Below are 12,222 nucleotides of genomic sequence, written 5' to 3'. Positions count from 1 at the left end.
GGGCGCCGTTCCATGTCTCAGCTCAAAAAGCCGCAACAGTCCGCGGATCACTCCGCGGCCTTGTCGCCGCCTTCGCCCTTGATCTCTTCGCCGGTCGCCTGGTCGACGATCTTCATCGACAGGCGGACCTTGCCGCGCTCGTCGAAGCCGAGCAGCTTGACCCACACCTTGTCGCCTTCCTTGACCACGTCGGTGACCTTGGCGACCTTCTTCGGGGCCAGCTGCGAGATGTGCACGAGGCCGTCGCGCGAACCGAAGAAGTTCACGAACGCGCCGAATTCCATGCACTTCACGACGGTGCCTTCGTAGATATGGCCGATCTCCGGCTCGGCGGCGATCGACTTGATCCAGTTCACCGCGGCCTTGATCTTCTTCTGATCGGCCGAGGAGACCTTGACGGTGCCGTCGTCCTGGATGTCGACCTTGGCGCCGGTCTTGTCCACGATCTCGCGGATGACCTTGCCGCCCGAGCCGATCACTTCACGGATCTTGTCGGTGGGGATCTTGAAGCTCTCGATGCGCGGGGCATGCTCGCCGAGTTCGGCGCGCGGCGCGGTCAGCGCCTTGGCCATCTCGCCGAGGATGTGCATGCGGCCGCCCTTGGCCTGGTCGAGGGCGATGCGCATGATCTCCTCGGTGATGCCCTGGATCTTGATGTCCATCTGCAGCGAGGTGATGCCCTGATCCGAGCCGGCCACCTTGAAGTCCATGTCGCCGAGGTGATCCTCGTCGCCGAGGATGTCGGAGAGCACCGCGAAGCGCTCGCCCTCGAGGATCAGGCCCATGGCGATGCCCGCGACCGGCGCCTTGAGCGGCACGCCGGCGTCCATCAGCGCCAGCGACGAACCGCAGACGGTCGCCATCGACGAGGAGCCGTTCGACTCGGTGATCTCCGAGACGACGCGGATCGTGTAGGGGAAGTCTTCCTTGATCGGCAGCATCGGACGCACGGCGCGCCAGGCGAGCTTGCCGTGGCCGATCTCGCGACGGCCGGGCGAACCCATGCGGCCGGTCTCGCCGACCGAATAGGGCGGGAAGTTGTAGTGAAGGAGGAAGTTCTCCTTGTAGGTGCCTTCCAGCGCGTCGACGAACTGCTCGTCCTCGCCGGTGCCGAGGGTCGCGACCACGAGGGCCTGCGTCTCGCCGCGGGTGAACAGCGCCGAACCGTGGGTGCGCGGCAGGATGCCGACTTCCGAGACGATCGGGCGGACGGTCTTCACGTCGCGGCCGTCGATGCGGATGCCGGTGTCGAGGATGTTCCAGCGCACGATCTTGGCCTGGACTTCCTTGAAGACGGTGGCGACCTTCTCCTTGTCGAACTTCGCCTCGCCGTCGGCCGGCACGAGCGCGGCCATGACCTTCGCCTTGGCGGCGTCGACGGCCTTGTAGCGCTCCTGCTTGGCGGTCAGCTTGTAGGCCTCGCGCAGGTCGGCTTCGGCGATTTCGAGCACGGCCTTCTCGATCTCCGAGAGGTCCGGCGCGGTGAAGTTGCGCGGCTCCTTGGCGGCCTTCTCGGCGAGGCGGATGATCGCCTCGATGACCGGCTGGAACGACTTGTGGCCGAACATGACCGCGCCGAGCATCACGTCCTCGGCGAGTTCCTTCGCCTCGGACTCGACCATCAGCACGGCGTCCTGGGTGCCGGCGACGACGAGGTCGAGATCGGCGTTGTCCATCGCGTCGACGGTCGGGTTCAGCACGAACTGGCCGGACTGATAGCCGACGCGCGCGGCGCCGACCGGGCCCATGAACGGCACGCCCGACAGCGTCAGCGCGGCCGAGGCGGCGACCATGGCGACGATGTCCGGATCATTCTCGAGGTCGTGGCTGAGCACGGTCGCGATCACCTGCGTGTCGCACTTGTAGCCCTCGACGAACAGCGGGCGGATCGGGCGGTCGATCAGGCGCGAGACCAGCGTCTCGTTCTCGCTCGGCCGGCCTTCGCGCTTGAAGTAGCCGCCCGGGATCTTGCCGGCCGCGAAGGCCTTTTCCTGGTAGTTGACGGTCAGCGGGAAGAAGTCCTGGCCCGGCTTCGGCTCCTTGGCCGAGACGACGGTGGCGAGAACGGTGGTCTCGCCATAGGTGGCGAGGACGGCGCCGTCGGCCTGGCGGGCGATCTTGCCCGTCTCGAGCACGAGGGTGCGGCCGCCCCACTCGATGACTTCACGATGGATGTCGAACATGCGTCATGTCCTTCGGATCAGAAGGGTTTTAGAATCAGAAAGGCCATGAGCAAGACGGCGAGAGGTTCCCGCGCCGCCACGCCGGTGACGGCGTGTTCTGCGGCGTTCGATGCGGAAACGTCCGGCGATCCTGCCATGGCCCATCTTCGTTCGGCTCCGGGGACATGCGCATCGCCGCGGCCCATCCGTGGCGATCCAAGCCGTCCACCGGCTCTGTGTGCCGGCCGCGAACCGTGTCGCCGGCCGGAAATTCGTCTCTTCCGTGCCCCCGGCACAGAACCCGTCACGGGTTCCGACACGTCCGGAGTAGGGAAGAGCGGTCCCGTCGGGCTTCGCGCCGGCAGGCCGGCACGGTCGACGGGACCGATCGGTCGATCCGGAACCGCGGCGGGATACCCGCCGCGCCGGATCGGATCTGCCTCAGCGGCGCAGGCCGAGACGCTCGATCAGCTTCCGATAGCGAGCCTCGTCCTTCGCCTTGACGTAGTCGAGGAGGCTGCGGCGCTGCGAGACGAGCTTCAGGAGGCCGCGACGGGAGTGGTTGTCCTTGGCGTGGCTCTTGAAGTGCCCGGTCAGGTTGGAGATGCGCTCCGAGAGGATCGCGACCTGCACTTCCGGCGAACCCGTGTCGCCCGGCTTGGTCGCGTATTCCTGAACGAGCTGCTGCTTGCGCTCGGCGGTGATCGACATCGGTTTTCTCCTGAATTTGCGTGGCGGATCCATCCGGATCGGCCACTCGCAACAAAACGGCCCCGCCGGGATGTCGTCCAGCAGGGTCGGGTTCACGGGCGCCCTTATGCATGAAAGCCGCGGCGAACGCCAGTCAATTCCACGGAGAGGCCGGCTCGCGCGCCGGCCGGTCCTGCAAAACGACGGTGCCGCGGCGAGGCCGCGGCACCGAATGGCGATCGAAGGATGTGGCCGGCCCGCGGGGAGCCCGGCGACGAGGTCGCTCAGGCCGCCCGCACGGTCTTCAGGAAGTCGTCCATGACCGAGCGCAGCGTCTCGGACTGGTGCGACAGGTCGACCGCGGCGGACTCCACCTGGTTGGAGGCGGCGGTCGAGTCGGCGACGGCGACGGTGATGCCGTCGATGTTCTGCGTCACCTCCCGGGTGCCGGCCGAGGCCTGGGTCACGTTGTGGGCGATCTCGTGGGTCGCGGCGCCCTGCTGATCGACCGCCTCGGCGATCGAGGCGGCGATCTTGTTGACCCGCTCGATGACCTGGGTGATGCCCATGATTGCCTGCACCGAGGCCTGGGTGGAGGCCTGGATCTCGCCGATTTGCTGACCGATCTCCGAGGTTGCCTTGGCGGTCTGGTCGGCGAGGCCCTTGACCTCGGCGGCGACGACCGCGAAGCCGCGGCCGGCTTCCCCGGCGCGCGCCGCCTCGATGGTGGCGTTGAGCGCGAGCAGGTTGGTCTGTCCGGCGATGTTGCTGATCAGCTCGACCACCTGGCCGATGCGGTTGGCGGCATTGGAGAGCTCGCGCACCCGCGCCGCGGTCGCCTCGGCCTCGACGGCCGCGGAATTGGCGATGCCGGCGGATTCGTCGGCCTGCCGCTTGATCTCGTTGATCGAGGTCGCGAGTTCCTCCGCCGCCGCGGCGACGGTCTCGACATTGGTCGAGGCCTCGTTGGAAGCGGCCGCCGCCGCGGTCGACTGGTGGGCGACCTTGGTCGTGGCGCCGACCATGGTGGTCGCGGCGCCGCGCAGCTGGGTCGAGGAGTTCACGACGTTCCGGACCACGTTGCCCATGGCGTTCTCGAACTCGCCGGCAAGCCGATACATGGTCTCGCGGCGTTCGGTCTCCTCGCGGACGCGGGCGGCCTCGTCGGCCTGGCTCTTGCGGCGGGCCTCCTCCTCGGCACCGATGCGGATCTGGTCGACCGCGCGCGAAATGTCGCCGATCTCGTCGCGGCGGTCGGCGCCGTCGATCTCCTTGACGATCTCGCCGGCGGCGAGGCGGCGCAGCGTCTCGGTCAGCCGGCCGATCGGGCCGGCGATGCCCTGGGCGACCAGGCCCATGGCGACCACGGCGATCGCGGCGACGCCGAGGGCCACGACGATCTGCCAGAACACGTCGTTGCGATTGCGTTCCGCGAGCGTGTCGCTGAGTTTCTGGGCGTCGGCGAGCGCGAGCGAGCGCGGCACGCCGATGATGACCGACCAGGCGGCGCCGGTCCGGCCGAGCGGGATCGGCGCGAAAACCTTCAGCCGATCGTTCTGCTCATCGACGCGGACCGTCGCTTCAGCGCTCTTGGCGGCGGTCAGATCCTCCGGGACGGCGTTCTTGACGCCGGAAAGCGGACCGCCGATGGCACCCGGCGTTGCGCTCGAAGCCACGACGAGGCCGGTATTGGAGACGATCGTGACCGCGCCCTTGCCCTCGTAGATCGAGGCGTTGACCTTCTCGGCCAGCGTCTGGACGAACGATAGGTCGAAGTCGGCGCCCGCGACGCCGAGGAACTTGCCGCCGGCGTTGATCGGCACCGACATGGTGGCGAGATAGACGTGCTTGCCCTGTACGATGTAGGGCAACGGCGCCAGGATGCTCTCCTTGCCGTTGGTCATCGGGCCGATGAACCAGCCGCCCTTCATGACGCCGTTCGGGTGCAGATCCTGGCTGTCGTATTCGACGAGCGGCTGCAGCGCGATCCGCCCGTTGGCGTCGCGCGTCCAGTAGGGCAGCGCCCGCCCGGTCGCATCGGAGCCGACCTCGGCGCGACCGGTGAACTCCTTGTCGCGACCGTCGAGCGCATTCGGCATCCAGGCGCTGTAGGTGCCGTTGAAGCGCGGGTTGTCCTTGAGGACGTGCAGCAGGATGCCGTTGAGCTGAGCGCGGCGAGTGTCGATCGGCGAGGCGGTGCCGTCGGTCGGGTCGACGATCGTCTCCAGGCTGCGGGCCATCGCGCGCGCCGCGTCGAAGGCGGAATCGACCTCCGTGCGGATGTTGCCGGCCTGGGTCGAGGCGAGCCGCACGAGCGACTCCTTGGTCATCCGATCGAGCAGCCCGTCCGCGTTCCGGGTGACGTGATCGAGTGTGCTGTTCGCGGACACGACGCTGTAGGTGACCAATCCACCGGTAGCGGTGATCACGCAGGCCGCCGACAAGGCGACGATGCGGAACTTGATGGAACTGAGCTTCATGATGTGGTCTCCAGGGGTTGGAGACATTTCGCTACGGAAGGTATAAACCAAACATTAAATCATTGGTGTTTGTGGAATTATACTTAGGAGCTAAAGATCAGACAATAACACTTGGCATCTCGAATCCAAACGTTACGGAAGCCGTGCGGTCTCGGTGATCGTCGCTCGGCTCTGTCGTGAAACATGCGTGTCGTCGTTCGGCCCGGCCTTGCGCCGCGGTTCTGTGCCCGGCTTCGTCCTTCGCGGTCGGTCGACCCGGTCTGTCGCTTGATTCATGTCCGCGATCGGCGTATATGGCTCGACATCAATTTCTGATGCGCTTCACGAAGCGGATTGGAGTGGGCTCCCCCGGGACCCGCTCTTTTTTGTTACGTGGGGTCGCATCCGTGGGCGTTGGCCGATCAGGGTCTCCGCCCGGACCGAAAGGACCGACCTGAACGTGACGCGTCACGAACCGCGCATCATCACCGAAACAGGACTGGACGCCCGTGTGGCGGCCATTGCCGAACCTGTGATCGAGGATCTCGGCTACCGTCTCGTGCGCGTCAAATGTTCGGGCCGTAACGGCTTCACGGTGCAGATCATGGCCGAGCGGCCTGACGGCACCATATCGGTCGACGATTGCGAAGCGATCAGCCGGAACCTGTCGCCGGTTCTCGATGCGGACGATCCGGTCGAGCGGGCCTATCATCTGGAAGTGTCGTCGCCGGGCATCGACCGTCCGCTGGTCAGGGCCTCCGATTTCGATCGCTGGGCCGGGCACGTCGCCAAGGTCGAGCTCGAGCGGCCGCTCGACGGCCGCAAGCGCTTCCGTGGCCATCTACTCGGCCTCAAGGACGAGACCGCCGGCATCAAGATCGACGATCCCGCCGAAGGCGTGCCCGACACGTGGTGGCTGCCGCTCGGCGACATCGCCGAGGCGCGCCTCGTGCTGACCGACGAACTGGTTGCCGCGTCGCTGAAGGCCGGCAAGAAGGCGCTCGCCGCTCTGCAGGCCGGCGACGGCGCCGATGGTGACGAGATCTCCGACGGCGATATCGCCGACGGGGACGCCGAAGACGGGCGCGCCGGCACCCGGCACTGAGAAAACGCGATCGCCCGCCCGGATTTGGGCGGGTCGTGACAGGGAAAGAGGGTTCGCGCCGCGCGCGCCCTCGGACTTGGAAAGAGATCGAGGGTCGCGGACAAGCGGACCCTGCGGGAGAAGACCATGGCAGTCAGCGCCAACAGACTGGAACTCCTCCAGATCGCCGACGCGGTCGCACGCGAGAAGGTGATCGATCGCAAGATCGTGCTCGCCGCGATGGAGGATGCGATCCAGAAGGCCGCTCGGTCGCGATACGGCTCGGAGACCGAGGTCCGCGCCGAGATCAACTCGCGCACCGGCGAGATCAAGCTGCAGCGCCTGCTCCAGGTCGTCGAGGAGCTCGACAATCCGGCGATCCAGATCAGCCTCGCCGAGGCCCGCCTGAAGAATCCGGCCGCGCAGGTCGGCGACCTGATCGCCGAGCCGCTGCCGCCGATGGACTTCGGCCGCATCGCCGCGCAGTCGGCGAAGCAGGTCATCGTGCAGAAGGTGCGCGAGGCCGAGCGCGACCGCCAGTACGACGAGTTCAAGGACCGCATCGGCGAGATCGTCAACGGCGCGGTCAAGCGCATCGAATACGGCAACGTGATCGTCGATCTCGGCCGTGGCGAAGCGATCGTCCGCCGCGACGAGCTGATCCCGCGCGAGGCGTTCCGCAACGGCGACCGCGTCCGCGCCTATGTCTACGACGTGCGCCGCGAGCAGCGCGGTCCGCAGATCTTCCTGTCGCGCACCCATCCGCAGTTCATGGCGAAGCTGTTCGCCCAGGAAGTGCCGGAGATCTACGACAACATCATCGAGGTGAAGTCGGTCGCCCGCGACCCGGGTTCGCGCGCCAAGATCGCGGTCTACTCGCGTGATTCGTCGATCGATCCGGTCGGCGCCTGCGTCGGCATGCGCGGCAGCCGCGTCCAGGCCGTGGTGCAGGAGCTCCAGGGCGAGAAGATCGACATCATCCCGTGGTCGCCCGACGCCGCCACCTTCATCGTCAACGCGCTGCAGCCGGCCGAAGTGTCGAAGGTGGTTCTCGACGAGGACGCCGGTCGTATTGAAGTCGTGGTTCCGGATGACCAATTGAGCCTGGCGATCGGTCGCCGCGGCCAGAACGTCCGCCTCGCCTCGCAGCTGACCGGCTGGGACATCGATATCCTCACCGAACAGGAGGAGTCGGAGCGCCGGCAGAAGGAATTCGCCGAGCGCACCCAGCTGTTCATGCAGGCGCTCGATGTGGACGAGGTCGTCGCTCAGCTTCTCGCCACCGAAGGCTTCACCACCATCGACGAACTGGCCTATGTCGATCTCGACGAGATCGCCGGCATCGAGGGCTTCGACGAGGAGACCGCGACCGAGATCCAGTCGCGCGCCCGCGCCCATCTCGAGCAGATCGAGGCCGAGCAGGATGCCGAGCGCAAGACGCTCGGCGTCGAGGACGCCGTCCGCGAGGTGCCGGGCGTCACGACCGCCATGCTGGTCGCCTTCGGCAAGGAAGGCATCAAGACGGTCGAGGATCTCGCCGGCTGCGCCACCGACGACCTGATCGGCTGGACCGAGCGCAAGAACGGCGAGACGATCCGCCACGATGGCGCGCTCAAGGGCTTCGAGCTGTCGAAGGCCGAGGCCGAGGCGATCATCATGGCCGCCCGCGTGCATGCCGGCTGGATCGAGGCGATGCCCGAGCCGGTCGAGGACGAGGTGTCGGAAGACGAGGCCGAGAGCACCGAGGGCTGAACGCCGTCGGTCTTCGGGGTGAATTGAGGATCGGCCGGTGCCGCGCAAGAACGAACCGCTCGAGCGGATGTGCCTCGTCACACGCGAGGTGAAGCCGGTCGGGGAGATGATCCGGTTCGTGCTCGGCCCCGACGGGGCCGTAGTGCCGGATCTGAAGCGGACCCTGCCGGGTCGGGGGGTCTGGGTCGGTGCGTCGCGGGACGTGCTGGCCACCGCGGTGAAGAAGCGGCTGTTCGGCCGCGGCTTCGGCGAGGAGGCCAAAGCGGATGCGGCGCTGGTCGACCTGGTCGATCGGCTGCTGACCGAGGCGGCACTCGGCAATCTGGGGCTCGCGCGCAAGGCGGGCCAGGTGGTCACGGGCTTCGCCAAGGTCGAGGCCACGGTCGGCAAGGGTCAGGCACTCGGCCTGATCCACGCGGCCGAGGCGGGCGACGACGGGGTCGAGAAGATCGCGGCGGCGCTCCGGCGTCGTGGGGCGAGCGCGGCCGGTATACCGGTCCTGCGTTGCTTCACCAGCGGCCAATTGGATTTGGCGCTGGGGCGCGAAAATGTGGTACATGCCGCCCTGCTCTCTGGGCAGGCGAGCAAGAGTTTTCTGGAGCGGGTCGATCTGCTCCGACGTTACCGGGGTGGCGTTCCCGCAACGGTGACGGACAGAGACGGCGACGAACCCGGGTCCGACCCGGTCGGGATGCAGAATCCCGGCACGGAAGGGCTTGTGAACGAAGAAGAGTGAGAGCAGTTTCCCGCTCCGATCGGATCGGGCACTGCTCGGGCGTATGACAGAAGCGCGACGAGGTTCAACGGAACCCTGTGGCGACTGCGGGCCGAGACGCCCGCGAGGATAGACCAGGCTCATGAGCGATACGAAGAGCACCGGCGACAAGACCCTGCACGTCGACGTCAAGAAGACGCTGACGCTGAAGCCGAAGGCGGACACCAACGTGGTTCGCCAGAGCTTCAGTCACGGCCGGTCGAAGGCCGTGCTCGTCGAGACGAAGAAGAAGCGACCGATCCTGAAGCCCGGCGAGACCCCGGCGCCGGAAGCGCGCGAGACCCCGGCTCCGGCCGCTCCCGCGCCGGCCGCGCCGCGCGTGCTGCAGCCCGCCGCCCCGGTTGCCGAGGCCCCGGCCCCGGTCGCCGCCCCGGCACCCGCGCCCGTCGCGACGCCGGCTCCGGAACCGGTGGCGGTCGCTCCGGCCCCCGTGGTCGAGGCGCCCGAACCGGCTCCGGCGCCCGTCGCTGCCGCTCCCGCCCCGACCGAGGCTCCGGCCCCTGCCCCGGTGGCCGCCGCAGCTCCGCAGCCGCGCCCGACCGTGGCCGCGGCTCCGGCTGCGCGCCCCGCAACGCCCGGTGCGCCGAGCGTCCGCGTCGCCCCGGCGGCTCCGCCCGCGCGTCCGACCGGCCAGCCGGCCGGCCGTGGTCCGGCGCCCTCGGGCCGCCCCGGCCAGCCGCAGCAGCAGCGTCCCTCGGCGCCGCGCACCGGCGTGGTGCTCCAGGCCCTGTCGGCCGACGAGCGTGCCGCCCGTGAGCGTGCGCTCGCCGACGCCCGCGTCCGCGAGGCCGACGATCGCAAGCGCCAGGAAGAGGAAGCCCGTCGCCGCGCCGAGGAGGATGCCCGCCTCAAGCGCGAGCGTGAGGAGGCCGAGCGCCGCAAGGTCGAGGAAGAGGCCCGCAAGAAGGCGGAGGACGAATTCCGCCGCCGCACCGAACAGGAAGCCGCGCGCCGGCTCGAGGCCGAGGGCGGCGCCCCGGCTGCGCGTCCGGCCGGCGGCAACCCGCCGCCGCCGCCGCGTGGCGTGCCGGGCGCTCCGGGTGCCAAGCCGCTGACCCCGCTGGCGTCCAAGCCGGCGATGCCGGGTCGTGTCGAGACGGACGAGGAGGACGACGGCGAGCGCCGTCCGACGCTGCGTCCGGCCGCCGCGATCAAGAAGCCGGCCGTGCCCGCGCCGAAGCCGACCCGCACCAAGGAGGCCGAGAAGCCCCGCGGCAAGCTCACCGTCGTCACCGCCCAGGCCGGCGAGGACGAGGAGGAGCGCGGTCGTTCGGTCGCCGCCTTCCGCCGGCGCCAGCAGCGCCAGCAGCGGCGCATGCATTCCAACGAGCCGCGTGAGAAGATCATGCGCGAGGTGGTCATCCCCGAGACGATCACCATCCAGGAACTGGCCAACCGCATGTCGGAACGTGCGGTCGACGTCATCAAGCTCCTGATGCGTCAGGGGCAGATGCTGAAGATCAACGACGTGATCGACGCCGACATGGCGCAGCTCCTCGCCGAGGAGATGGGCCACACGGTGAAGCGCGTCGCCGCTTCGGACGTCGAGGAGGGCCTGTTCTCCGCGCCGGATACCGACGAGACCCGTCTGCCGCGTCCGCCGGTCGTGACCATCATGGGCCACGTCGACCACGGCAAGACGTCGCTGCTCGACGCGATCCGCTCGACCAAGGTGGCCGCGGGCGAAGCCGGCGGCATCACCCAGCACATCGGCGCCTATCAGGTCGAGATCCACGGGTCGAAGATCACCTTCATCGACACCCCGGGCCACGAGGCCTTCACGGCGATGCGTTCGCGTGGCGCCAAGGCGACCGACATCGTGATCCTGGTCGTGGCGGCCGACGACGGCGTCATGCCGACGACGATCGAGGCGATCAACCACACCCGCGCCGCGGGCGTGCCGATCATCGTGGCGATCAACAAGATCGACAAGCCGGACGCCAACCCGCAGCGCGTACGCACCGATCTGCTCCAGCACGAGATCGTGGTGGAATCGATGGGCGGCGACGTGCTCGAGGTCGAGGTCTCGGCCAAGGAGCGGACCGGTCTCGACAAGCTGCTCGAGACCATCCTGCTGCAGGCCGAAGTCCAGGAGCTGCGCGCCAACCCGAACCGCTCGGCCGAAGGCACCGTCATCGAAGCCAAGCTCGACAAGGGCCGTGGCCCGGTCGCGACCGTGCTGGTCCAGCGCGGCACGCTCAAGGTCGGCGACATCCTGGTCGCCGGCGCGGCGTGGGGCAAGGTGCGTGCGCTGCTCGACGACCATGGCCGCCAGGTCAAGGACGCCGGTCCGTCCATGCCGGTCGAGGTGCTCGGCTATCAGGAGACCCCGGAGGCGGGCGACCGCTTCGCCGTGGTCGAGAACGAAGCCCGTGCCCGTGAGGTCGCCGACTATCGTGCCCGCATGAAGCGCGAGAAGATGCAGGCGCGCGGCGCCGGCGCGCGCGGTTCGCTCGCGGAAATGATGAGCCAGCTCAAGGACGCCGGCCGCAAGGAGTTCGTCCTGGTCGTCAAGGCCGACGTGCAGGGCTCGCTCGAGGCGATCATCGGCGCGCTGGAGAAGCTCGGCAACGACGAAGTCCGCGCCCGTGTCATCCACGGCGGCGTCGGCGGCATCACCGAGTCGGACGTCTCGCTCGCGAGCGCGTCCAACGCGGCGATCATCGGCTTCAACGTGCGCGCCTCCAAGGAAGCGCGCGAGTCGGCCGAGCGTGAAGGCATCGAGATCCGCTACTACAACATCATCTACGACCTCGTGGATGACGTTAAGTCGGCGATGTCGGGCCTGCTGGCGCCGGAAGTGCGCGAGACCATGCTCGGCAACGCGCGGATCAAGGAGATCTTCAACGTCTCCAAGGTCGGCAAGGTCGCCGGCTGTCTGGTCACCGACGGTACGGTCGAGCGCGGTGCCAACGTCCGCCTCATCCGCGACAACGTGGTCATCCACGAAGGCAAGCTCTCGCAGCTCAAGCGCTTCAAGGACGACGCCAAGGAAGTCGTGGTCGGCCAGGAATGCGGCATGGCCTTCGAGAACTATCAGGACATGCGCGCCGGCGACGTCATCGAGTGCTACCGCGTCGAGTCCATCGCGCGCTCGCTCTGAGCCACGCTCCGAACAGGATCGGCCGGGCCGCTTCCCGCGCGCCCGGCCGTCGCATCTGAGAACTGCGGCGCTCTTCGCCGCGTCCGACCGCATGCGGCGCGCTTGGCCGCATCCCATCACGACGGCGATCCTCGCCGCCGCTTCGACCGTTCCCCGCATCCGGGTCCGATCCCCGGCTGCGCGGCAGGAGTTCTGAA

7 protein-coding genes are annotated in these 12,222 nt (G+C 68.3%); 4 read left to right on the top strand and 3 right to left on the bottom strand.

Going from position 1 to position 12,222, the window contains the following annotated elements; all coding sequences use genetic code 11:
- Nucleotides 1-47: 47 nt before the first annotated feature.
- The 3 genes from pnp to ABS361_18075 form a co-directional block, all read right to left on the bottom strand.
- The gene (gene pnp / locus ABS361_18085; GenBank protein ID XBY43949.1) at nt 48-2,183 is read right to left on the bottom strand and encodes a polyribonucleotide nucleotidyltransferase; all 2,136 of its coding nucleotides are present in this window, start codon (nt 2,181-2,183) and stop codon (nt 48-50) included.
- Nucleotides 2,184-2,603: 420 nt separating this feature from the next.
- A complete protein-coding gene (rpsO, locus tag ABS361_18080) occupies nt 2,604-2,873 on the bottom strand; it encodes a 30S ribosomal protein S15 (GenBank protein XBY43948.1) in 270 nt (89 codons plus the stop codon).
- Nucleotides 2,874-3,136: 263 nt separating this feature from the next.
- On the bottom strand, nt 3,137-5,332 hold the full coding sequence (locus ABS361_18075; protein XBY43947.1) for a methyl-accepting chemotaxis protein: 2,196 nt from the start codon (nt 5,330-5,332) through the stop codon (nt 3,137-3,139).
- A gap of 439 nt (nt 5,333-5,771) precedes the next feature.
- Here ABS361_18075 and rimP point away from each other — a divergent pair, with 439 nt between their 5' ends.
- From rimP to infB, 4 genes are all read left to right on the top strand, one after another.
- Complete coding sequence (rimP, locus tag ABS361_18070; GenBank protein ID XBY43946.1) at nt 5,772-6,416, top strand: ribosome maturation factor RimP; 645 nt, start codon at nt 5,772-5,774, stop codon at nt 6,414-6,416.
- A 126-nt stretch (nt 6,417-6,542) separates the two neighbouring features.
- Nucleotides 6,543-8,147: a transcription termination factor NusA gene (gene nusA / locus ABS361_18065; GenBank protein ID XBY43945.1), complete on the top strand. Its 1,605-nt coding sequence runs from the start codon at nt 6,543-6,545 to the stop codon at nt 8,145-8,147.
- Nucleotides 8,148-8,184: 37 nt separating this feature from the next.
- Nucleotides 8,185-8,883: an RNA-binding protein gene (locus ABS361_18060; protein ID XBY43944.1), complete on the top strand. Its 699-nt coding sequence runs from the start codon at nt 8,185-8,187 to the stop codon at nt 8,881-8,883.
- Nucleotides 8,884-9,004: 121 nt separating this feature from the next.
- On the top strand, nt 9,005-12,025 hold the full coding sequence (infB, locus tag ABS361_18055) for a translation initiation factor IF-2 (protein XBY43943.1): 3,021 nt from the start codon (nt 9,005-9,007) through the stop codon (nt 12,023-12,025).
- Nucleotides 12,026-12,222 lie beyond the last annotated feature (197 nt).

It is taken from the genome of Ancalomicrobiaceae bacterium S20 (assembly GCA_040269895.1).
Taxonomy (GTDB): Bacteria; Pseudomonadota; Alphaproteobacteria; order Rhizobiales; family Ancalomicrobiaceae; genus Methyloraptor; species Methyloraptor flagellatus.
This window is presented reverse-complemented; position numbering and strand designations above follow the sequence as displayed.

What these genes read in the sequence shown, in the direction of transcription:
- pnp (XBY43949.1), bottom strand. Translation starts at nt 2,183, where the DNA reads ATGTTCGACATCCATCGTGAAGTCATCGAGTGGGGCGGCCGCACCCTC.
- rpsO (XBY43948.1), bottom strand. Translation starts at nt 2,873, where the DNA reads ATGTCGATCACCGCCGAGCGCAAGCAGCAGCTCGTTCAGGAATACGCG.
- ABS361_18075 (XBY43947.1), bottom strand. Translation starts at nt 5,332, where the DNA reads ATGAAGCTCAGTTCCATCAAGTTCCGCATCGTCGCCTTGTCGGCGGCC.
- nusA (XBY43945.1), top strand. Translation starts at nt 6,543, where the DNA reads ATGGCAGTCAGCGCCAACAGACTGGAACTCCTCCAGATCGCCGACGCG.
- infB (XBY43943.1), top strand. Translation starts at nt 9,005, where the DNA reads ATGAGCGATACGAAGAGCACCGGCGACAAGACCCTGCACGTCGACGTC.